Source organism: Catenovulum agarivorans DS-2 (assembly GCF_000568405.1).
In the GTDB taxonomy this organism is placed as follows: Bacteria; Pseudomonadota; Gammaproteobacteria; order Enterobacterales; family Alteromonadaceae; genus Catenovulum; species Catenovulum agarivorans_A.
Map to the genome: position 1 here is coordinate 67,341 of NZ_ARZY01000020.1, position 21,724 is coordinate 89,064.

The 21,724-nt window shown below is 40.2% G+C and carries 21 protein-coding genes; 9 read left to right on the top strand and 12 right to left on the bottom strand.

Going from position 1 to position 21,724, the window contains the following annotated elements; genetic code table 11:
* Window positions 1–7 precede the first annotated feature (7 nt).
* Genes fliQ through flhB form a run of 3 tightly spaced genes read left to right on the top strand, consistent with a single transcriptional unit; the run spans window position 8 to window position 2,191 of the window.
* Entirely contained in the window at window positions 8–277 is a 270-nt protein-coding gene (fliQ, locus tag DS2_RS11385) for a flagellar biosynthesis protein FliQ (protein WP_035014913.1), read from the top strand.
* A 3-nt stretch (window positions 278–280) separates the two neighbouring features.
* Window positions 281–1,054 carry a flagellar biosynthetic protein FliR gene (gene fliR, locus DS2_RS11390; RefSeq protein ID WP_035014914.1) on the top strand — a complete coding sequence of 258 codons (774 nt, stop codon included), beginning with the start codon at window positions 281–283 and terminating at the stop codon, window positions 1,052–1,054.
* 3 nt (window positions 1,055–1,057) lie between these two features.
* Window positions 1,058–2,191: a flagellar biosynthesis protein FlhB gene (gene flhB / locus DS2_RS11395; RefSeq protein ID WP_035014915.1), complete on the top strand. Its 1,134-nt coding sequence runs from the start codon at window positions 1,058–1,060 to the stop codon at window positions 2,189–2,191.
* A gap of 2 nt (window positions 2,192–2,193) precedes the next feature.
* On the opposite strand, the gene DS2_RS19935 is transcribed toward flhB, so the two are convergent.
* From DS2_RS19935 to orn, 3 genes are all read right to left on the bottom strand, one after another.
* Entirely contained in the window at window positions 2,194–3,573 is a 1,380-nt protein-coding gene (locus DS2_RS19935) for a S41 family peptidase (RefSeq protein ID WP_051479818.1), read from the bottom strand.
* A gap of 122 nt (window positions 3,574–3,695) precedes the next feature.
* A complete protein-coding gene (locus DS2_RS11405; RefSeq protein ID WP_035014916.1) occupies window positions 3,696–4,283 on the bottom strand; it encodes a hypothetical protein in 588 nt (195 codons plus the stop codon).
* A gap of 173 nt (window positions 4,284–4,456) precedes the next feature.
* Window positions 4,457–5,005, bottom strand: a complete 549-nt coding sequence (orn, locus tag DS2_RS11410; protein WP_035014917.1) for an oligoribonuclease — start codon at window positions 5,003–5,005, stop codon at window positions 4,457–4,459.
* Between the two features lie 133 nt (window positions 5,006–5,138).
* On the opposite strand from orn, the gene rsgA reads away from it, so the two are divergent.
* The 4 genes from rsgA to DS2_RS11430 all read left to right on the top strand — a co-directional run bounded on the left by rsgA (window position 5,139) and on the right by DS2_RS11430 (window position 8,731).
* Window positions 5,139–6,179, top strand: coding sequence for a small ribosomal subunit biogenesis GTPase RsgA (gene rsgA / locus DS2_RS11415; protein ID WP_035014918.1), 1,041 nt, complete (start codon window positions 5,139–5,141; stop codon window positions 6,177–6,179).
* A 98-nt stretch (window positions 6,180–6,277) separates the two neighbouring features.
* On the top strand, window positions 6,278–7,132 hold the full coding sequence (asd, locus tag DS2_RS11420) for an archaetidylserine decarboxylase (RefSeq protein ID WP_035014919.1): 855 nt from the start codon (window positions 6,278–6,280) through the stop codon (window positions 7,130–7,132).
* Between the two features lie 5 nt (window positions 7,133–7,137).
* Window positions 7,138–8,019, top strand: a complete 882-nt coding sequence (locus DS2_RS11425; protein ID WP_035014920.1) for a DMT family transporter — start codon at window positions 7,138–7,140, stop codon at window positions 8,017–8,019.
* A 4-nt stretch (window positions 8,020–8,023) separates the two neighbouring features.
* Window positions 8,024–8,731, top strand: a complete 708-nt coding sequence (locus DS2_RS11430; protein ID WP_035014921.1) for a glycerophosphodiester phosphodiesterase — start codon at window positions 8,024–8,026, stop codon at window positions 8,729–8,731.
* Between the two features lie 14 nt (window positions 8,732–8,745).
* On the opposite strand, the gene DS2_RS11435 is transcribed toward DS2_RS11430, so the two are convergent.
* From DS2_RS11435 to DS2_RS11470, 8 genes are all read right to left on the bottom strand, one after another.
* A complete protein-coding gene (locus DS2_RS11435) occupies window positions 8,746–9,303 on the bottom strand; it encodes an SPOR domain-containing protein (RefSeq protein ID WP_035014922.1) in 558 nt (185 codons plus the stop codon).
* On the bottom strand, window positions 9,303–11,354 hold the full coding sequence (locus DS2_RS11440) for a GNAT family N-acetyltransferase (protein WP_160168564.1): 2,052 nt from the start codon (window positions 11,352–11,354) through the stop codon (window positions 9,303–9,305). The genes DS2_RS11435 and DS2_RS11440 overlap by 1 nt, the downstream gene beginning before the upstream one ends.
* 45 nt (window positions 11,355–11,399) lie before the next feature.
* On the bottom strand, window positions 11,400–12,143 hold the full coding sequence (locus tag DS2_RS11445) for a sporulation protein (protein WP_035014924.1): 744 nt from the start codon (window positions 12,141–12,143) through the stop codon (window positions 11,400–11,402).
* Window positions 12,144–12,252: 109 nt separating this feature from the next.
* Window positions 12,253–12,957 (bottom strand): DUF3334 family protein, encoded by a 705-nt coding sequence (locus DS2_RS11450; protein ID WP_035014925.1) that lies wholly within the window; start codon window positions 12,955–12,957, stop codon window positions 12,253–12,255.
* Between the two features lie 112 nt (window positions 12,958–13,069).
* On the bottom strand, window positions 13,070–14,812 hold the full coding sequence (locus tag DS2_RS11455) for an alpha-amylase family glycosyl hydrolase (RefSeq protein WP_035014926.1): 1,743 nt from the start codon (window positions 14,810–14,812) through the stop codon (window positions 13,070–13,072).
* A 45-nt stretch (window positions 14,813–14,857) separates the two neighbouring features.
* A complete protein-coding gene (locus DS2_RS11460; RefSeq protein WP_035014927.1) occupies window positions 14,858–16,087 on the bottom strand; it encodes a glycosyl transferase in 1,230 nt (409 codons plus the stop codon).
* Between the two features lie 41 nt (window positions 16,088–16,128).
* Window positions 16,129–16,953 carry an HAD-IIB family hydrolase gene (locus DS2_RS11465; protein ID WP_035014928.1) on the bottom strand — a complete coding sequence of 275 codons (825 nt, stop codon included), beginning with the start codon at window positions 16,951–16,953 and terminating at the stop codon, window positions 16,129–16,131.
* Window positions 16,940–17,872, bottom strand: a complete 933-nt coding sequence (locus DS2_RS11470) for a hypothetical protein (protein WP_235188589.1) — start codon at window positions 17,870–17,872, stop codon at window positions 16,940–16,942. Before DS2_RS11470 ends, DS2_RS11465 begins: the two co-directional genes overlap by 14 nt.
* Window positions 17,873–18,082: 210 nt before the next feature.
* On the opposite strand from DS2_RS11470, the gene DS2_RS11475 reads away from it, so the two are divergent.
* Complete coding sequence (locus DS2_RS11475; RefSeq protein ID WP_035014930.1) at window positions 18,083–18,826, top strand: dienelactone hydrolase family protein; 744 nt, start codon at window positions 18,083–18,085, stop codon at window positions 18,824–18,826.
* Between the two features lie 38 nt (window positions 18,827–18,864).
* On the top strand, window positions 18,865–19,614 hold the full coding sequence (locus tag DS2_RS11480) for a methylenetetrahydrofolate reductase (protein ID WP_035014931.1): 750 nt from the start codon (window positions 18,865–18,867) through the stop codon (window positions 19,612–19,614).
* An 8-nt stretch (window positions 19,615–19,622) separates the two neighbouring features.
* On the opposite strand, the gene DS2_RS11485 is transcribed toward DS2_RS11480, so the two are convergent.
* A complete protein-coding gene (locus DS2_RS11485) occupies window positions 19,623–21,374 on the bottom strand; it encodes a sensor histidine kinase (RefSeq protein WP_035014932.1) in 1,752 nt (583 codons plus the stop codon).
* Window positions 21,375–21,724 lie beyond the last annotated feature (350 nt).

Sequence of the window (21,724 nt, forward strand, 5' to 3'; positions counted from 1 at the left end):
CATTACTATGCAACCAGAAGTATTTGTTGATATTTTACAAGAAGCCATGTTTATGGTTATTTTGTTGGTCAGCTTAGTGATAGTACCGAGCATGATAGTGGGTTTGATAGTGTCGATTTTTCAGGCGGCAACCTCTATCAATGAACAAACCTTAAGCTTTTTGCCGCGCTTGTTAGTCACTTTAGCTGCTATCATATATGGTGGTCATTGGGGCATGAATAAAGTGATGGATTACACCATAGGTATGTTTGCTCGTATTCCTCAAGTTGTGGGCTAGTCTGTGAGTTATACCACCGAACTGATAATGCAATACATTGCTGATTTGATGCTGCCGTTTGTGCGCATATCAGCTTTGTTGGTTGCTATGATAGGGTTTAGTGGTAAAACTGTACCAACCCGTGTTAAAGCACTATTGGCATTGTCTATTGCTTTTATCGTTAGCCCAATGGTTCCCTCTAGTGGCTTCACCAATCTGTTTTCGGTTGAAGGCTTTCTTATGGTGATACAGCAAATTCTGATTGGCGTGGCGATTGGGTTTATATCGCAAATGTTCTTAAATACCTTTGTTATGGCGGGTCAAACGATTGCGGTACAAAGTGGTTTGGGTTTTGCGACTCTGGTCGATCCGGTAAACGGTATTAATACGGCGGCAGTTGGGCAATTTTATATTATTCTCGCAACATTAGTCTTTTGGGCTATCGACGGTCATTTGGCTATGATCCAAATGTTGGTATACAGCTTTGAAGCTGTGCCAATTGGTTCGGGGTGGCTAGCAGCTGACAAAATTTACCAAATAGTCGAGTGGGGAAAATGGTTGTTTATAGCCACGATAACCATTGCACTAACGCCCATCACAGCTATGCTTATTATTAATTTAACCTTTGGTATTATGACCCGTGCCGCACCTCAGTTAAATATCTTTTCAATTGGTTTTCCGATTTCGCAAATTACCGGTTTAATTGTCGTTTGGATTAGTTTGTCGGCATTTATGTTGCACTTTGAAACCATTTGGGAAAGTGCGGCTTTTTTAATGTGTGAGATTGCGGGGTGCTAACTGATGGCTGCAGATGATCAAGATCGCACAGAGGAACCCACGGCGAAAAAAAAATCGGATGCGCGGAATAAAGGTCAAATCCCTCGTTCGCGCGAATTAGGCACCATGATGGTGCTGGTGGGTGGTGGTATTGGCTTTTTATTGTGGGGGCACTATGTTGCCGGTGCGTTATTTCGCATGTTTCAAGAAGGATTTATTTTGGAACGCGAAGATGCATTTGATATGAGCCGAATGCTGGTAAAACTAGAAGACATGATGTATGAAATCATGTGGCCGGTGCTGACCGTTTTAATTGTATTGGTGGTGTTTGCGGTTATTGGCAATATTGCAGTTGGTGGATATAACTTTTCGACCAAGGCGATGCAGCCTAAGTTAAGCAAAATGAATCCGATTAACGGCATTAAGCGTATTTTCGGTATGCAGGGCTTGATCGAACTGGTTAAGTCTATTGCTAAAGTCGCAGTGGTCATTGGCTCAGCGTATATGTGTTTTAATTTGTTTTACCAAGAGTTACTACACATAAATATCGAGAATATGCCTTCTGGTTTATTTAAAGCGTTAGAGATACTCATATGGGTGTTTTTAATTTTATCTTGTTCATTGATTATCATAACGCTCATTGATGTGCCATATCAGCTCTATAATCATAATGAACAGCTGAAAATGACCAAGCAGGAAGTTAAAGACGAACACAAAAATGCAGAGGGTGATCCGCAAGTAAAAGGTCGTATTCGCTCTGCTATGTTTAGGGCGCATCAACGAAGGATGTTGCAAGAAGTGCCAAAAGCAGACGTAGTGGTCACTAACCCAACGCACTTTGCTGTTGCTTTAAAGTACGATCCGCTTGGTACGGGAGCCCCTAGGCTGGTTGCAAAAGGCGCGGATGAAATGGCTGCGCATATTCGGAAAATCGCGGAGGCTCATCAAGTACCAATTTTAACCGCACCTTTATTAGCCCGGGCAATTTATTATACAACTGAATTTGAAGAAGAAATCCCAGAAAAGTTGTTCGCAGCGGTCGCTCAAGTTTTGGCTTACGTATTTGCGTTGCGTGATTATAAAAAGGGTAAAGTTAAGAAGCGGCCCAAACAGTTTACCCCGAGCAAATTACCCATACCACCTGATATGCAATACTAGTATTATTTTTGCAGCAGCATGCCATTAGGTCGATTGTGTGGTGCCAAAATTAATGGTTGAACGTTGCTAGGGCGCGCCATAGTCGCACTGCAGCTGTAGCCATTATTTAAATAGCCAATTGCTTTGGCAAATACCGGATCTTGTAGGCTGGTCCATGGATAAACCGTGTTACTCTCACTTACAAAACAATCAGGCGTCAGCCCATTTAAATAGTCGCCAAAACCTAATGCATTATTGGTTTGGAAATTAACCGCCAAAAGTGTTTCTTCGCAGTATTCATCCGGTAAAAATCCCACTGGTTTTCCATATGTTCGTTCGCCTATCATATGCACATTAATATAAGGTTCAAGGCTATTAATCAAAACCTCACTCGCCGAAGCTGATCGGCCATTGGTCAACACAATGAGGCTGTCTAAGTTTAGGCTATTGTTGCGAATATAATTTATTTGGTTGCGTATACTTCCGTTGAGTTGAGTGAATACCAACTCTTCGGTTTTTGCACTCCCGCCCTCTTGTTGGTTATTTTGATTAAATTCAAATTCTAAGAAGATTTGATTCTGGATTGCATCACTTGCTAAGTAGAGCGCTAACTCTGCTGCCACCGAAACTAAACCGCCGGTGTTGTCACGCAAATCTAGGACAAAATGGTCAAACGACTGTTGCTTAAAATAGCCAAACGCTTGTTTTAGCTCAGCAGGTGAGGGTTCTAAAAAACCATTTTGAAAACCTAAATAGGCCACTTTACCGGCATTACTGTCAACCACTTCTGTTTTAGTGACCGTGTTAACTTGGAATTGAGATTTTTTTAAAGTTGCGGTCTTTTCATCGCCATTGGCATTTATCCAACTAAATTCTAGTTCAAAGCCATTTTCATCTGGGCCAAACGCATTTGTATAAGCATTGTAGTTGCCTAAATTAAGATAAGTATGTAGCGTTGAGGCGCTAGTATTACCGACTGACGTGAGCGTATCTCCACGTTCGATACCCGCGAGTTGCGCTGCCGAACCGTTAAAAGTTTGCACAACGACCATTTGATTGTTAGCTGCGGCCGCCAATTCAACACCAAAACCAAAATTATTGCCAGCAATACTGTTTTGCCAGTCTTGGCTATTTATGACCAGACTAAACCTATCTTTGCCCGGCAATACATCATTGAGCAAATCATTACTATCGAGGTAATTGGCAAAATTTCGACTTGGACTCGCTAATTCATCATTCCATAAATAGTCTTGTTGCAAAGTACTGTACCAATGAGCATGTTTGTCTGCTAACGAACACTGTTTAACAGTGTTGTTGGTATCGTCATTTGAGCTAGAGCCACCACAAGCAGCGAGCAAAATTGAACAAGCTAAACCAATGCAAGTCGGCATTGTGTTGTGCATAAATAATCCCTTAAATAGAGGTGTACGTTAAATATTAAGCACTAAAGCATATGGATATGTTGCAAAAAACGCAAGACTATTATGTTAAAATGTTAACAATTTAACTTGTTTTTTGTGAGAGATTAAAAGTGGAAGCTGCCTTGCACACCATAAATTTTATTTTCTGCAATAATTTGCGCATGTATGCCTGCGGATACCGACTGGCTGAAAAAGTATTCACCAGATAACTTGATGCCAACTTCATCGGTTAATTTTGTTGAGTCGGCTTGTTGCGGCTTTTTGGGAACTCTGTAGATAATAGCACTATAGAGCTGAATCGCTTGATTAATTTTGTACTGGGTACCAGCCTCAATCGCTAGGTGTTTTATTGGACGCTGGTTGGAATTTTGTTGATTGTCTTCTTGGTACAACATAGTTGCCTTTAAATCCAGTTGTGCATTAACTGGTAGTGCGTAACCCGCACCTGCTTGTAAATTGAGCTGATTAATCGCGCTATTTTGTTGTGCGACTACGAATATTCGACTATTTGATGGTGTACTGGTGTTTAAGCTGAAACTTGCGGTATTTGCTGGATCTAATTGGAAATAGCTCATTGCCGATTGGTTTATATCGAATTTTCCGTCTAATGCAAAACAGTTAGTTGCAACAAGATATAAAGCTACGCATTGGGTGGTGAATATGCGCACGAGCAGATTGTGTAACTTTTCCATATATGTGCTCCACAAGTCTCAATTCTTTTTATATTTGATTCCGAACAAGCATATTAAGTGTAGATTAAAATGGTATTTTTGCAGAAAAAATAATCAATTATTTGTGGGTAGTTGGGTGGGCGATAGTAGACACAACGTCAACTCATTGAATTGACGTTGTTATTTGGTTTATTTTAGCCTAGTTTGAAAAAATCGCGCTTATACCGAGAAAGTTCTTCAATTGACTCATGAATGTCTTCGAGCGCTAAATGGGTGCCTTTCTTTTTATAATCACTTACCAGCTCTGGACGCCAGCGGCGGGCAAGTTCTTTTACTGTGCTGACATCTAAATTGCGATAGTGAAAGAAAGCTTCCAATTCTTGCATATGTACAAACATAAAGCGGCGGTCTTGGTTGATGCTATTTCCACACATAGGTGATTTACCTGCGGGTACATATTTTTGCAAAAACTCAATCGTGCGCTGTTGAGCCTCTTGCAAAGAGGTGGTGCTTTCACGACACCTTTGTGTCAGCCCGGACTTGCCATGTTGATTAATGCACCATTCATCCATATTATCTAAAACTTCGTCCGGTTGATGAATTGCGAACACTGGACCTTCAGCAATAATGTTTAAGTCACTGTCTGTGACAATAGTTGCTATTTCCAACACTTTATCTGTATCTGGGTCTAGACCTGTCATTTCAAGATCAAGCCAAACAAGATTATTTTCATTAAATGACATATAGTATTCCTACCAACCCCTAAAAAGGCACAACTTGCAATTAATCTGTATACATTCCTAAAACTTTATCGCCAAATTGGTGTAAAGTACGTTTCGATTTAAGTTTAACTGATTATTTATAAAAAGTAGCACCGTGACGAAAAAAAAGAAACTCACCAAACAACAACTTAGGCGTATGCGATCTAATCGTAGCAGAAAATTGGACCAAACTAGAAATAATCCGGAAAATTTATCCGAAGATTGTGTTTTGGGCCCAGCTTTAAATGGCGTGGTGATCAGTCGTTATGGCCAACAAGCCGATATCGAAAATGAACAAGGCGAGCTTGTTCGTTGTGATATGCGCAGAACTATCAATTCAATTGTTGCTGGCGACAAAGTAATTTGGCATGAAGTTCAATCAGATGGTGGCGCGCAGGGTGTGATAGAGGCGGTACAAGAGCGAGATTCGGTACTGACTCGTCCAGATTTTTATGATGGGGTTAAACCCGTCGCAGCAAATATCGAGCAGGTGGTTATTTTGTCGTCTATCTTGCCGGAGCTGTCTTGGCAGATTATCGACCGTTATTTGGTTGCTGTCGAGCAAATGGGGGCGACTCCCGTTATTGTTATCAATAAAATTGATTTGCTTGATGCGCAGCAACAAACGCAAATACAAACTATTGCGAATTACTATCAGTCAATTGGTTATCCTGTATATTTATTAAGCGTTAAAACTCAGCAAGGGTTTGATACGATTGCGGATATTCTACAAGACAAAGTGTCGATTGTTGTTGGGCAGTCGGGGGTAGGTAAATCGTCACTTGTAAATAAACTTTTACCCGACACTAATGCTACAACAGGCGATGTGTCTGATGTGTCAGGTTTAGGTATGCACACCACAACTGTGGCTAAATTGTATCATTTGCCGACTGGGGGAGATTTAATTGATTCTCCGGGTGTTCGTGAGTTTGCTTTGTGGCATCTAAGTGCAGAAGAAATTTTTGATGGATTTATTGAATTTGCTCAATACAGAGCACAGTGTAAATTTAGAGATTGCAAACATTTAGATGATCCGAAATGTGGCTTAAAAGCTGCAGTTGAGCAAGGTTTGATTTTGCCGTCTCGGCTAGAGAATTATCATAAAATTTTGCTGTCCATTGCAGAAAATAAGCCTGCCCACAGTAAACATTATTAACCTGAGATGCCGACAAATATTAGACCTAACTAAACATTGTCGGTATCATGAGCGCCATATAAACATCAGTGCGCAATCTAATATTCAAGGAATCATCGGTGTCGCTAGAAAAATTTAAAGTTGCACTTCAATATGTCGTGCCTCAACATCTCATTTCTAGGCTTGTTGGCAAACTCGCAGCTAGTCAAAACAAGTTCATTAGCCAAACTTTTATTCGTCTTTTTGCCAAAAATTACAATATTCAACTAAATGATACGCAGGTTCAGAACTTCTCTGAGTTTGCCAGTTTTAATGACTTTTTTACTCGGGCTTTACTGCCAGACGCAAGAGCAATCGCGGATAATGATATCGTTTCGCCAGTCGATGGTGAAGTTAGCCAGCTGGGTAAAATTGATGGTGATGCTATTTTTCAAGCAAAGGGACACAACTACAGTTTAGTTACTTTGTTAGGCGGAGATGAAGAAAACGCTAAACCCTATCAAAACGGATTGTTTAGCACCATTTATTTGTCGCCAAGTGATTACCATAGAATTCATATGCCTTGTACTGGCAAATTAAAACGTATGGTATATGTGCCAGGTAAGCTATTTTCTGTCAACCAAGCGACAACGCGTAATGTTGATGGTTTATTTGCGCGTAACGAGCGGGTTGTTTGTATTTTTGATACCGAATTTGGTGAGATGGCTTTGGTTTTAGTTGGGGCCATGATAGTTGCCAGTATCGAAACAACTTGGGCAGGTGTGATAACACCCCCAGGCGGTAAACGCCCGTTTACTTGGCATTACAATGACGACAATGCGCCTGTTATCGAAAAAGGCCAAGAGATGGGCCGCTTTAAATTAGGTTCTACTGTTGTATTAGCTTTTGAGCCTCAAGCTATTGAATTTGAAGACTCTGTTGCAGCGGCTTCTAAAGTTGTATTGGGCCAAGCTTTGGCTAACGCTTTGAAATAGACTTTATGCCATCAAAAAATTTAGCGGCAGTTGAGCGAAGTAGTGCGCTGCTGCAAGTACACTTGGGTGTGTTATTACTCGGTGGAACGGCGCTTTTTTCTAAAATAATTCCTTTAGATGGAGCGGCTATTTCGTTTGTACGGGCCTGCGTAGCAGCCGTTGTCCTGACTATCTTAGTTAAGGCGCGTGAAGGACGTATCCGCTTGAATAGCTTGCGCGATTATCGTAATGGCATGATTTTGGGTGTGTTGATGTCTGTGCATTGGGTCACATATTTTTATGCCATGCAACTATCCACTGTGGCAACAGGCATGATAGCGCTCTATACCTACCCAGTTATGATTGTTTTAATCGAGCCCTTGTTACACAAGCAGTTTCCCAACAAAATGGATTTTTTAATGGCACTGGTTGTGTTAACTGGTGTTGGTTTAATGGTTCCAGAGTTATCTCTTGAAAGCGAATACACCTTAGGGATCTTGTTGGGAGTGTTGTCTGCTGTGTTTTTTGCGGCTCGCAATATTATGAGCCACAAAGTATTTTCGCATTACTCGGGCATGAAAAATATGATGTTTCAATCGAGTATTATTGCATGTGTATTGTTGCCTTTTGAATATCAGGACTTGGCTGGGATCTCTCTATCGACATTGTTATGGATTCTGCTATTGGGGGTTATTTTTACCGCATTGCCTCATTCTCTTATTGTTAATGGACTTAGGTACTTAAAAGCCAAAACAATGAGTTTAGTCTCTTGTTTGTCACCTTTTTATGGGACGATATTTGCGGCGGTTTTGTTAGCTGAATACCCAAATTGGCAAACTTTAGTGGGTGGTTTACTTGTAGTTTCAGCCGCTGTATACGAGACTTTGACAGGGCATAAACGAGGATAATCACATGTTTGTTTGGGCGCATAGAGGAGCAAGTGGTGTTGCTCCGGAAAATACCTTACGAGCTTTTGAGCAGGCGATCGAGGCTGGAGCGGATGGAATTGAATTTGATGTTCACATGGTGGAACAAACGCCGATAGTTATCCACGATGCTTGGTTACAAAAAACAACCAATGGGCTAGGACTTGTCAGGCAAGCAACTTTAGCACAGATTCAAGCTTTAGATGCAGGAGATGGCCAAACCGTGCCAACTGTCCGTGAAACCTTGGCGATGATTCGTGGGCGTTGTCAAGTTAATCTAGAATTGAAAGCAGCAAACTGTGCCATGGTTGTCGCTGCGGAAGTTCGTTATGCAATTGAACAAGGTTGGTTTGGCCCTGAACAGATAATTGTTTCATCTTTTAATCATAAACAGTTACACATATTTGCCAAACAAATGCCAAACATTCGTGTTGGTGCGTTAACGGCAAATTTACCTGTAGATAATGCTGCCTTTGCGCTTGATTTAAATGCTTGGTCTTTGCATTGTAATCGCGACTTTGTTGATCAAGCACTCGTTGATGATGCTCATGAAAAGGGTTTAAAGGTATACGTTTATACGGTTAATCATATTGAAGATATTGATTATATGGTTAGTTTGCGGGTGGATGGAATCTTTACTGATTATCCTGCTCGAGCCATTCAATACCTGCAAGTTAAAACCAACTCCTGTTGATTTTTGTATTATTTTTAGTTTTGAGTCATAAACGCGCGCGAAAATGCTTGAACACTTTTTATTTTCTGTAGAGCTTGTTGCGCAGCTTCTACATCATTAAATGGGCCAGCTAAGATTTTTATCGCGAACATTTGCTCTATTTTATGTTTAATCACAAATTCGAGTTGGTTGGCAGGCAAGCTGTCGTCTTTAGCTAGATGAACGGCAAAATTTTTCAACCATTCTGCTTGCTGGGCATTGGCCTGCTCGCCCAAGTTTATATAGACACGATTATCAATTTGATGTAACTGCGCGGTTACCTGTACGCGTTTGTCTGCGTTGATAAGGTCGACATAAGCTTGTGCTGCGGTTTTATTTGCTGTCAGCCGAGATAAGACTCTAAACCTATCTTTGTTTTGTTGAGTGTATTTGACTTGGTTTGGAAATCCTAACTGTTCAATATATTCTAGGTATGTATTTACACATTTTTGTTTATGGCATGCCGCTGCTTGAATATAGTAAGTTGGATTGGCATAGGCTGCAAACGAGCATAGCCATGCCACGCCCATCAATAATATGTAGCGAAACGTCATTACACCGATTCCATTTGTTGTAAAAGTTGTTTAATTAACGCGCGCAGATACTTTACAAGTTGTTTTTGTCCAGTCAATTGATTTTGCACCGCCACCTGGTTTAACCCGCGTTGTTTTAACACAACCTCTGCGAGTATATGTTGTTGACGTTGATCGAGTTGTTGTCGAATAAGCCGAGCAGTTGCACGGCAATAGGCATTTAAATCAGGCAATGCAGCATATAAATTGGTACTGTGGTGGGCAAATCCCGCAACTAAATCAAAATTGTAGCTGATATTATTGTGTTCAAATTGTCCAAGCCACAACCAGATAAGCGCTGAATCTACATTTTGGTAATGGCTGGCTAAGTAAAAATTGAGCTGACGTAAGCCCTGTTGTGCGACTTGATCTAAGATTGCTTGGTTGTGCTGGTTTAAGAGTTTTATATAAACACTCGAAAATAAACCACTGTGGTGCTCGGCAGTGGTACTGACTCTGGCTAATGTAAACTTGTTCTTAATCCAAAAATTAGATACTTCAGCGTTAGCCGCAAAACTACTGGCAATATAGTCGGTGTCCGGACTATTACTTTCTAGCCATTTCAACATTTTTGTCGCTATGTTTTGCCGCCGTAACGATTCGACCACCGCAATGCGAACGACTCTGAGTCCTTTTAGCTGGGCAAACTCGGTTATGCCAGATTGTGCTGCGATAATTTGTGGGATTAAATGTCCATTTGGTCGACGTTTGCCAAATACTACTTGTGTGATTAAGTCGTGTTCAAGCGCACCTTCTGTCGACAGCAGCATCGCAGCGACAATTTGGCCGCGATTGTTTTGGCCAATACAGGTTTTTAATGCTGGGCTGTCTAACATATGTTTTAAATCACTGGGGGTTGTGCGGTAATGTGCTTGTGAGAGCAAAGCAAAAATATCAGCCCATACATCATGCTGTTGCTCGCATGGTTTTACTATAGCAAAGGTAATTTGCTCTGATTGAATTGCATTGGCATTAGTTGCCTCATTTGGCAAACATACCCGATTTAACCAAGTTTCGAGTGGATCGTTTAACGCCCATCTAATTGGCAAGGTTAATTGATGAATTTGTTGCAATTGTTTGCTTTGGGCTAATTGTTTAATAAAGTGCTGACTTAATCCTTTGCCAGATCCTTCATAGCCTTGCTCAGTAGTTGCATAGATAACCGATTTGAACTGGTGACAGATAGACTTTAGCAATTGACTAGGCAGTGCAGCTGCTTCATCGACAATTAGAACCTGATTAATGAGTGAAGCTTTGTCTAGCAGTTGAGTGAGTTGGTCGGGGGCAACAAAACACACTTTGGCCAAATCTACTTGCCATTGCTTAAGCCAATAATAAAAAGTCGTCAAACACCTTTTTGCAGGGGCGGTTATCACCACCTGTGTATTGGTTTTTACGTATTCTGCTACAATTGCGGCTAATACGGTTGATTTACCACGACCTCGGTCAGCTTTGATAAAATAGTGCCCGTTCGTTTTCGGCTTTTTCAGTTTTTCTACCAGTGCTAGTTGATCTTGCGTTAACCCACTAGGCTGAACAAATGCAGTTTGTGGTAATTGTGGCACAGGATTAATCTGTAGCATTTGCTGATTTTGGATAATACAGCCTGCGGTTTTGCTCGTTAATTGCCATAATCGAGCAAAATAAACTGAGTAGAAGTTTTTTTGCTGATTGTAAGGGTGGGGCAGTGAATTGACTGACGTTGTATCTTGCTCGATAAAGTCGTCTGCTAAAGTTAAGATAAGTGCACCACCATGCTTGATACTACCAACGAGCGCGCACATAACATCAATATCTAAAAATTGTTGATTATCAAACCACACATAATCAACTTCTTGCCCCAAGTAGGCTTGAATGTGTTTATTGGTGTTTGAAAACGTGTCAGGGGTAATACCATTAGACCAAGCTTGTTGAGCAATGATATCTTGCGCCACTTGAAAGCGAAATGGTTGATCACCTTTGATTAAGATTGGGCAGCGCCAGCCCAGATGTTTTAGTTCCCTCAAGAAGGCGTTAATCGCGGTTGTGCTCATTTGGTTAAACTTCATATCCCAATTTAATCGGAGTATAACAGCTTTTTAGTTATCCCTTAATTGCCTCAGCAGCTTGCTGGCATAAAAGCTCACATCAGCGTGGTCAATGGTAAATCTGAATGTTTCGCTTGTTGATTGTTTTGCGTGAGCTTGGTGAGCAAAATTAGACTTAACAAATACATCAAGGTATTCAGTGTATTGTTCGAATCTGAAAATAATATCGAGCGATTTTCCGTTGATAAAATTCTCTTTGCGATATCTGAACTTTTGAATGTACTTTTCGGTCTGCATAGACGTTTTTACTGGCTGATTCCAATGAGATTCACGTTTAAACTGCAGGCTTTTTAATACCTGAAACCAAATAGATATTTGTTCCGACGGGCCAATGGTTAATGCTGCTGACAGACCATATTGAGGTGGGCTTGAAGTATTGAGTTCGATATTAAGTTTATACCGGCAGATATCGTTGCTTAGCGGAGATGTCGGTGGTAAGTGCAAGGAATAGAATTTTTGTAGCGTTTTTTTTGCTGGAATAAAAAAATTTCTATCAATGTCTGTACGTATAATTTCGTTGTGAATCGCTTGAGTGTCGCCTGATACGTCATCTAATAAACAAAGCAAGCTGGCTTGGACATTTGAGACGTGTTGCTCGACTGCTCCACCAATAAAGTCAACCGAAAAAGTGAGGTCGCTGCCAACTGTGAAAGTCTTGCCTTGCAACTGCCAATGCATGCTCGCGGCTGTTTCATTATGTGTGAAAGGGACTAGGATACGTTTTAAAAAACTCATAGGCAAACGTCCAGTGTTTAGCTAGTTCTCGTTCAAAGATTAGACAAGCCAACTATAGCATTAAGTCTGAATTAAGAGTAGAGGGCGGAGATAAACTCCGCTCTATTGGTTAGAGTCCAAGTTCATCTAATAAATCTTGGTCTGCATCTGGTCCTTTTTTATCTTTATTGTTATCACTTTCTTCCATTTGTACTGACGCGCCACGGATGATTTCGTCTGGGTCAAATTCTTCAGGAACAAAGTCATGCAATTTTATAAATTCGGTTCTATCCATTGCCATTTCTAAGTAAAAAATGTTGCCTTTTTGCGTGGTAAACGTGACTCGACGAGCTTGCGGTCTATCTAAATTGGTATCAATTGAGATAATCAGTTGTTTATTAACGGTCAACATTTTTGGTTGGCTTTGAGTAATTGAAGTTTGTAATTCTTTGTGTACTAAGCCTGTAAAATCTCCCAAAATCTGATTGAGCAGTTCACCCATAACATTCGCTACATCATCAGAGGTATGCTGGGATGAAAGCTCTTCAATTGGAATGCCCATATTGGTCATATATTTTTGGTAAATTTCTATAGCTGCAGCAGCACTAAAATTAATGACAACCAGCCCAGAAAAGCCACCATCAAACAACACAAATGAGCCAATATCTGGTTTTAGGCTGGTTTTAGTAATTTTTTGCACTAACGCAGAGTAGGTAACTTGATTGGCATTTGCACTTGCTAATACGTCAGTTACCGACTTGCATAACATGACTAATATGTCGTCAGTTGACACAAAAGTTGATTTTTTATTGGGCTTTATCGCCGGTTTGTTCATATAAGTTCCTGCCAACAGTTAATATATTTTAAATAGTATCTTTATGTAACTTATTAAAAGTAGGTGGAACTTGCAACATTGGCAAGCTGACTAACGGTTAATTTTATCCAAGTTAGTGATGCGCAATACGGTAGTTAGTTAACCAAACTGCTTGATAAGGCTTTAATGTTAAACAACCGCGTAAATCACCAACAGGTTGCTGCGCAATCAAATCAAACCAATGTTCTGTGTCAATTAAGTTTATTTCCGTCATTTCTATTTGTTGCTCTTGATCTGTGATATTAAATATACAGAAAATGCTTTGTTTTCTATTTTGGCTTTGTCGCCAAAAGCCGAGTATCTCTTCACCCAGTTGTAGGGTGAATTGAACTGCGTTGGGATGAAATGCTGGTTGTGCAATACGTTTCTCAATCAACTCACACATTCGGTTGAACACTTTATGGTGATGGCTGTATTTATCGTCTAGTACTTGCTCTAATGCGTCAATCGACCATTGGTGGCGATTTATGCTGCGGTTATGACTCGTATTATTAACTCGCTCATAGTCATTAGTTGTGCCCAATAGGCTATGGATATAGATACCCGGTATACCTTCTAGTGCTAACATGATCGCATGTGCACAGATAAATCTATCTATTTGATACTTGTCTGTGCCTTTGTATGTTCCTTGCAGTGCATCAAATAGGCTGATGTTAAGTTCATAAGGTTTGTTGGTGCCATTAGCCGTACGCCAAGACACTTTGCCGCCGAACATATTGACCGTATTGGCAAGGGTCGCTAGTTCGTCTTCGTTGAGTAAACCTTCAGCGGGTCGTAAACCTATACCATCATGAGATGCAATGAAATTGAAATAGGTTGTGCCGATTTGGGCTGGTGGCATGCTCATCATCCAGCGTTTTAAATGTTTGCAGTTACCAGTGAGCAGGGTGTTGACCAACAAAGGTGGTAACGAGAAATTATACACACAGTGTGCTTCGTTGCCATTACCAAAATAACTTAAGTTTTCGTGATTTGGCACATTGGTTTCGGTAATAATAATGGCATCAGGTACAGCATGTTCGACTAGGGTCCGCAGTAATCTAATCATTTCATGGGTCTGCGCCAAATGAATACAGTTGGTGCCGATTTCTTTCCACAAGAAGGCGACGGCATCAAATCTAAATATTTTTACCCCTCTGTCTAAATATAGTCGGGTAATTTTTACAAACTCGTATAAAACTTTTACTTGGCGGAAGTCAAAATCAACTTGGTCATGGCTAAATGTACACCAAACGTGTTTAGTGCCAGACGGCGTATTTACTTCGCGCAGCAGTGGACTGGTCCTTGGCCTAACGACTTGGCTGACATCGTCTTCCGGGCTTGCGGTAAAAAAGTAATCCTTGCCCGGCTCTTTGTCTTGTTTAAAATTTTCAAACCAAAGACTGCGGCTAGAGCAATGGTTAATAACTAGATCAGCCATGAGCCTAAAATCACTCGAGATGGTTTCAACATCTACCCAGTCACCAAGTGAATCACTCACCTTGGCATAATTCATAACCGCAAAACCATCATCACTACTGTAAGGATAAAAAGGCAAAATATGTACGCTGTTAATAATCCCATCAAGCTTACTTTTCATAAATTCATGTAAGGTATGCAATGGTTTTTCTTGTTCGCGCAGCAAGCTATTACCATAAGTAATAGCTATGATGTCTTTTTCCGTCCAATGATTTTGATGGTTGGGCGGGGTAGGGGTGTTTTTATCAAGCCGCATTAGCTCGAGCAGATGTTGGCACACTTCAGCTGCGTCTAGCTCTGGATAGATAAATTTCAAATGTGTTTGAACTTTGTGTTCTAACTCGGTTTCTATATTCATTCTCTTCACCCCTGTCTGATTAAACGTCTCAAATTGGCTTATTATTTAGCTGCCAAACTCCTCCATATCTTCTTCGACTGCTTGAATCATTTGCCCGTATACATCCGGTACCGCGCTTGAAACACGGTTCCAACTTGGAATAAATGGCGTTTCCATTGGATTATCTAGAAAATGAATGCCGGCCTTCAGTATGTTATGTGCAAACAGTTCTACCGCTTGTTCTTCACTGTGAATATCGAAATTTAAACCATTGATGATAGCGTCATTGCGGTAAGTTTCGACAAAGTCTAAAGCAATTCGGTAATAAGTTGCTTTGATTGATCTAAATGTTTCGGTGTTAAACACAACACCATTTGTTGCAAGTTTACGAAATATTGCTTTGGAGATGTCAATCGACATTTTTGATAGACCACCGTCATCATTGTCTACAGATAATGATTGATGCTTGTGATCATATGTATCTGCAATATCTACTTGGCATAGACGGTTTGTTGAATAATTGCGCTCCATTTCAGATAGAACACCGATTTCTAAACCCCAATCACTCGGGATTCTGATGTCATTTATTACGTCGGTTCTAAACGAAAATTCGCCAGCCAGCGGATAACGATAGCTGTCTAAGTATTCTAAGTATTCTAAATTACCAAAAATCTTTTTTAACGCACGCAGTAAGGGGGTTACTAGCAAACGGCTTACTCGGCCATTTATTTTACCGTCTGCGACGCGCGCATAATATCCTTTACAGAACTCGTAGTTAAAAGTTGGATTTGCTACCGGATAAATTAGCCGTGCAAGCAATTGGCGATCATAAGTTAGAATATCACAATCGTGTAGTGCAACCGATTCTGATTCACCAGAACCCAATACATACCCAAGGCAATACCATACGTTACGTCCTTTACCTAGCTCTTTCGGGGCAAGGCCTTCATTTTGCAGTAAGGCATCGATTTTCTTCAACCTTGGGCCATCATTCCACAAGACTTTTACATTTTGTGGCAACTTAGAAAAGAACTTTAAAGCATGTCTGTACTCGTCTTCAGTCGCTCTGTCTAAACCAATTACTATTTGGTTTAAATACGGAACCTTGGTCAAGTTCTCAACAATATTGGCTAATGCTGGTCCTTGTAGTTCAGAATAGAGAGACGGCAATACAAGTGATAGTGGCCGGACTTTGGCAAATTCAGTGAGTTGATGTTCCATTTGTTCAATCGAAACACTCTCTCGAGACAAATTGTGTAACGTTGTTATAACTCCGTTTTGATAAAAGTCACCCATACAGAATCCTCTTTTTGACTAAATTGTCTTAATAATGCCAACTAACTATCAGTTGGTTCGATTTGTTCTAGCTGGTTATTTGCATATAGTTGCAATATGTGAGCCATAGTTTCATTCCAACCAGCTGGGCCCAATAAATTACTGTAAAAAACTTGTTTGTTTTTTGACAAGGTCGGGAATGGTTTGTGGCTTTTTATCCACACTGAAATATCTGCTGCTTCTAACATTGCGGTATCATTTTGACTGTCGCCAAGCGCTATAGTTATCACTGGCATTTGCCAAAGGGTTTGATAATAGTCTTTTAACCATAGTAAGGCTTTGCCTTTATCGCACGAGCCTTGCACCGAGAGGAATCTTCCGCCTTGTAATGCCATTAAACCTTCTGCTTCAATGGACTGGATAAATGATTGTTTGTCTGTTTGATTGCCTTGATATAACAGTGGTTCTGAGTACTGACGTTGGCCACTCAATTTTGCGTCATCGGCAGATAGTCCTGTGTGTTCTACTATTTGTTGGACAGACCAATCATTAAAACCACTAAACTTATGACCAGCATCTCTCAGGCGCGCTAAAGTTTTGAGTATTGTAGAACGTTTTGCACCAATTGTGTGCATCGCTTCATCCGCTGATTCTGCATTGGACGGATAGATTGCTGAGCCATTTTCAACAATAAACGGATATTGCAGACAAAGTTGCTGATGTAACATTTTGACTTCTGAATAGGTTTTACTCGTATTGCAGATAATTGGGGTATCCATCTCTTGTAGTTGAGCAAGTGCGGGTTCAGCGGCATGCCAACTGTAGGTGTCATGGTCTAGCAGTGTGCCATCCATATCTGTAAAAACAATTAACTTATGAGATCTCATATTGCGGGCCTGTTGCTTGAATAAATTGTTGTTGTTCATTTAAGTGAATTACAAGTTGGGCATGTTCGGGCAAGGTGGCGAGAGCGTGTTCGGTTAATCTCTGATAGTGCTGTATAAATCGCTTCAATTCTGCTTCAGTCATGGTAAATCGAGTTGATTGTTTGGCTCTGAGTTTATCTTCTTGATTTTGACGCCAGCGATAAACGCACTCGAAAGAAGGTGCTTTGAGCATGATCAGTTGATCAAATAAGCTAAACAAATCCTGATAATGAACAGCTAACTGTTCGTTTACATAATTTCGCCATCGGCCGTTGCAATCTTCTTCCTGTTCAAGTTGATTGATTGGTGTGTATAAATCAGCAGAATCTTGTGCTTTTATTCCCATACACCACCCTTCTAAAATGACAATGTCTGCTGGCGAGGACATTTGGTCCCATAAATCGGCTTCTGCTCTATCATCGTATGCTTTATTAAATCGCACCAGTGGGACAGAATTGTGACGTTCACCGAGTTTTTTTAATGTATCTAAAGCAAGGTTGATGTCATGTGTGCCAGGCACGCCGCGTGTGGCGAGTAGCGGGTGAATATGTTTGGCTAAATGTTGGCGTTCTTTACGGGTTAGATAAAAATCGTCAATAGACAAGTTGGCGACTTTCATTGAAAACTGTTGCTGTAAAATGCATTGTAAAAAGGCTGCCATGGTAGATTTACCACTACCTTGGCTACCATTTATCGCCAGATAAAAAGTTTTACCTTTTGCTGCTTTTAGTTGGGCAAGTTTTTTTGCGATAGGCCAATACCACGTTTCTACCGTTTCAATAAAAGTTTGTGGAAGCTTATGTTCATTAATCAAACTCTGAACGTTTGCTGTGCATTCTTGAGACAACTGAGTTGAGTTGCATTGTGTTGCTATCGACATATTCTGCTCCATGTTAGTGCTGCGATTACCTCTCGATTAGTCCAAAGCAATTTCAACGCCAATCCTTTTTATAATCTGTAATTAAGCATAGCAAAAAATTTAAGTTACGCATTCGTGTAAATAATTTCGCCTAATACTTGAGTAAAAAACTAAATATATTGGCTCGCTTTGGGTATAATGCGCGGCTAACACAGATTATTGGGAAATTTCATGATCATTCAAACTGAGATTGTCGACCTTGCGACCCCGACAGGAACAATGAGAACTTATGTTTATCGACCACAAGCTGAAGGGGCCTATCCAGCAATTATTTATTATTCTGAGATATTTCAACAAACCGCACCAATCGCACGTTCGGCAGCGATTATGGCTGGGCATGGGTTTGTCGTTTTAGTCCCAGAAGTATTTCATGAACTTAATCCAATTGGGACTGTGCTCGCCTACGACGATGAAGGCAAAAACAAAGGAAATGCCGACAAATTTGCAAAGCCTTTGGAAAGCCATGATTCAGATGTTGTTGCTATGTATGAATTTTTGCAGCAACAAACTTATTGTACTGGTAATGTTGGCGCTATGGGTGTGTGCATTGGTGGGCATTTGGCGTATCGTGCAGCGATCAATCCTAATATAAAAGCCGCTTGCTGTTTGTATGCAACTGATATTCATTCGGGTACATTGCCAAGTCAGCCAGGTGGTGATTCATTAACTCGTACCAAAGAAATTAGCGGTGAGTTAATGATGATATGGGGCAAACAAGATCCGCATGTTCCCGATGAAGGGCGATTTTTAATTCATCAAAACTTAATTGATAGTAAGGTTCATTTTAGTTGGCATGAGTTTAATGCTGCACATGCGTTTATGCGTGATGAAGGGCTAGATAGATATGATCCCGAGCTTGCACTAACTGTGTATAAAATGGCCGTTGATTTATTTAGAAAAACTCTACTAGCTTAATTTTAAGACTAATTGATGCATAGTAGTTGTGAGGATATATGAATATTTCTTTTGAAGTTGTTCCAAGGACTGAAGAAGCGACGTTGGAACAATTAAGGTTTGTAGAAGAGAACCTTCCGTTTGTTGACACGATTAACATACCAGATTTGCTTCGCTTGCCGATTCGCAGTTGGGATGGCGCTCATTTAGTTAATCGTAACAAATATCGCTACATTCCACATGTTAGAGCAATAGACTTTGATCTAAAGTCGAATCGATTGCAGAAAATAATTGAAGCAAATGAGCTAGATAAAATTTTATTGGTTACAGGTGATCCACCACCGGACAGAACTCACTTGGTTTACTCAACAGATGTGGTTGATTTAATCAAAGCGATTCGACGCGATTTTCCTAATATTGAAATTTATGCTGGTTTTGACCCTTATCGATATGGCGTTAAACAAGAGAAAGACTATATCCTAGATAAGTTTGAAGCTGGCGCAGATTATATTTTATCTCAACCTTTTTTTGATACGCGTTTGTTAGATATCTACGCAGATTTTCTGCCAGCGGATAAAGTATATTGGGGCGTTTCCCCTGTGATTACCGAACGAAGTCAAGCGTATTGGGAAAACGTCAATAAAGTTGTGTTCCCGTCAGATTTTAAACCTGAATACCAGTGGAATATAGATTTTGCCGTTAAAGTACTCAAGCATTGTCAGCAAACTGGCTCACACTGTTATTTCATGCCAATCCGTATCGACTTACAAAAGTACTTTTTACCAATTCGTCAAGCAATCAATTGGTAAGTGAATCGTTAAGCAAATGCTTGCATTTCTGTCACTTTGGGTATGGTGATAGTGTAATGCAAGCCTTTGCCTAATTCACTCGAGGCGCTTATAGTGCCATTGAGTGTTTGGCGGACTAAGTTATATGTAATATGTGTGCCTAAACCTGAACCGCCTTTTTCTCGTTTAGTCGTGAAAAATGGGTCGAATAGTTTATTCAGGACTTCTTGTGTTACTCCTTTGCCATTGTCTTGATAGTCGATTTTGATTTCATCTCCTAAATCTTCAATTTTGATATCAATTCTACCTTGTTTGATCCGCTCAAAACCATGAATGACAGAGTTCATGATCAAGTTTGTGAAAATTTGCGAAATGGCGCCAGCAGGGCAGCGCATGTCTAGTTTGTCCGGACAGCTGACATTTATTTGGTGCTGAGTTTTTTTAAGTTGCGGATTTAACGATTTAATAATGTCGTGAACATAGTAGTTTAATTCAATATCACGAATGGCCTCACTTGCTTGGTCAACCGCTATTTGTTTAAAGCTTGCTACAAGATCAGACGCTCTTTTTAAATTTGAGGTAATTAACGCAATACTTTCATTAGCATCATTTAAGAATTTCTGTAGATGTTTGGGCGTGAGGGTTTTGTCTTCGAAATGCCTGTTTAAAAGTTTTACTTGCTCAGTTAAATAACTGCTTGCTGTGACACTGACGCCAATTGGTGTATTAACATCATGGGCAATCCCAGCCACTAAACCACCGAGTGATGCCATTTTTTCAGATTCAACCAACTGACCCTGGGCAGATTTGAGTTCATTGAGAGATGCTTCTAACTCTTTTTGTTTTGTTAATAACGCTTGTTCGGCACGTTTGCGTGTTTCTATACCTTGCCTTAATTCATTGCGACTGCCTTCTAGTTCTTTTTTCTGTTCTTCTAAATCAAGCATTACTCGGCTTAAGTTAGCGGTTTTGCGTGCAACTTCTTGTTCCAACATCAAATTTTGGTCGTCGAGTTTGCTGTTTGCTTCAATTAGTCGGTTGTGAGCAGTTTCAAGTTCTTCGTTATATTCAATTAGTCGGTCAATTAATCCGTTATAGGCGTCTTCTAATACAGATAATTCGTTATGCTCTGCTTGCTGTAAATTGATTTTGGATTTTGACAGGCGTTCAATATCAAAATCTTCTATTTGTTCGGTTAATTCGTACAAGGGCCGAGATAATAGCTTGCGAAAAGTAACCCAAATAATTAGAAAAAGACTTAAGGTAATAAATACCGCTTTGAACATTAATAAAAACAGTGGGATCTTAATCCGCTCGATTATAATGTCGCGAGAAGAAATGAGGGTAACATCGCCAACTTGAATAGGGCGCCCTGAAAATTCAAAAATAAGTGGATAGATATATCCGAACAAACCTTGCGGGTTTTTATTAATCAAAACTGAATCTTTGTCGTAGTTTATATCTAAATCCTCAAGTGTGATGGCGTCACCAAGTTTTGAAATAACTTGGCCGTTTTCATCACGTAGGATAATGCCTTCAATCGAAGGCATTGCTAGTAAGCCTTGTGCTATAGTGACTGATTGTTGGACATTTAACTCCCAAATGGCTCGAGTTAAACTACCACTAAAGGTTTTTTGTAAGGTTTTGAGCTCGTCTTCAATGTGGCTTTTAGTAATGTAATACTCACTCACAACTTGCACGGCAGTTACGATAACCGTCAAAAGTATATAAATAGTTAGTACTTTAGTTAAAAGCTTGCGTGAAATACTAAGTTGTTTCATCTATTTAGAAATAATTAAAAACGCCACATACACACTATAGGCGTAACTTTGCAAAAATGCCTAACTGGATCCTAGATTTTAATGTAGTTTAAATGTGCTAGGTGTTGTTGATTGATCAATATTTTGTAACCTGGATGTTTGTTTTGTACGTTAACTGAGCAATCGAAACTTTTATGCAAAAATATTCGAAAAACGTGTTGACGCCTAATTAAATCTCCCTATAATGCGCCCCCACAACGCAGCGACGCGGTGAAGTTCAACTCCTCCAAATCCTGCTAGCTTGAATCAAAAACTTGTTTTAAAAACTTTATCGAAAAGCTTAAAATAAAGGGTTGACAAGCGAAACGAGA

Excerpts from the sequence above, each read along its gene's own strand:
- orn (WP_035014917.1), bottom strand. The coding sequence starts at position 5,005 with ATGTCATTTAATGAAAATAATCTTGTTTGGCTTGATCTTGAAATGACA.
- DS2_RS11425 (WP_035014920.1), top strand. The coding sequence starts at position 7,138 with ATGCCATCAAAAAATTTAGCGGCAGTTGAGCGAAGTAGTGCGCTGCTG.
- DS2_RS11435 (WP_035014922.1), bottom strand. The coding sequence starts at position 9,303 with ATGACGTTTCGCTACATATTATTGATGGGCGTGGCATGGCTATGCTCG.
- DS2_RS11475 (WP_035014930.1), top strand. The coding sequence starts at position 18,083 with ATGATCATTCAAACTGAGATTGTCGACCTTGCGACCCCGACAGGAACA.
- DS2_RS11440 (WP_160168564.1), bottom strand. The coding sequence starts at position 11,354 with ATGAGCACAACCGCGATTAACGCCTTCTTGAGGGAACTAAAACATCTG.
- DS2_RS11430 (WP_035014921.1), top strand. The coding sequence starts at position 8,024 with ATGTTTGTTTGGGCGCATAGAGGAGCAAGTGGTGTTGCTCCGGAAAAT.
- DS2_RS11460 (WP_035014927.1), bottom strand. The coding sequence starts at position 16,087 with ATGGGTGACTTTTATCAAAACGGAGTTATAACAACGTTACACAATTTG.
- DS2_RS11465 (WP_035014928.1), bottom strand. The coding sequence starts at position 16,953 with ATGAGATCTCATAAGTTAATTGTTTTTACAGATATGGATGGCACACTG.
- DS2_RS11450 (WP_035014925.1), bottom strand. The coding sequence starts at position 12,957 with ATGAACAAACCGGCGATAAAGCCCAATAAAAAATCAACTTTTGTGTCA.
- DS2_RS11470 (WP_235188589.1), bottom strand. The coding sequence starts at position 17,872 with ATGTCGATAGCAACACAATGCAACTCAACTCAGTTGTCTCAAGAATGC.
- DS2_RS11405 (WP_035014916.1), bottom strand. The coding sequence starts at position 4,283 with ATGGAAAAGTTACACAATCTGCTCGTGCGCATATTCACCACCCAATGC.
- fliQ (WP_035014913.1), top strand. The coding sequence starts at position 8 with ATGCAACCAGAAGTATTTGTTGATATTTTACAAGAAGCCATGTTTATG.
- DS2_RS11485 (WP_035014932.1), bottom strand. The coding sequence starts at position 21,374 with ATGAAACAACTTAGTATTTCACGCAAGCTTTTAACTAAAGTACTAACT.
- DS2_RS11455 (WP_035014926.1), bottom strand. The coding sequence starts at position 14,812 with ATGAATATAGAAACCGAGTTAGAACACAAAGTTCAAACACATTTGAAA.
- flhB (WP_035014915.1), top strand. The coding sequence starts at position 1,058 with ATGGCTGCAGATGATCAAGATCGCACAGAGGAACCCACGGCGAAAAAA.
- DS2_RS19935 (WP_051479818.1), bottom strand. The coding sequence starts at position 3,573 with ATGCACAACACAATGCCGACTTGCATTGGTTTAGCTTGTTCAATTTTG.
- DS2_RS11480 (WP_035014931.1), top strand. The coding sequence starts at position 18,865 with ATGAATATTTCTTTTGAAGTTGTTCCAAGGACTGAAGAAGCGACGTTG.
- DS2_RS11445 (WP_035014924.1), bottom strand. The coding sequence starts at position 12,143 with ATGAGTTTTTTAAAACGTATCCTAGTCCCTTTCACACATAATGAAACA.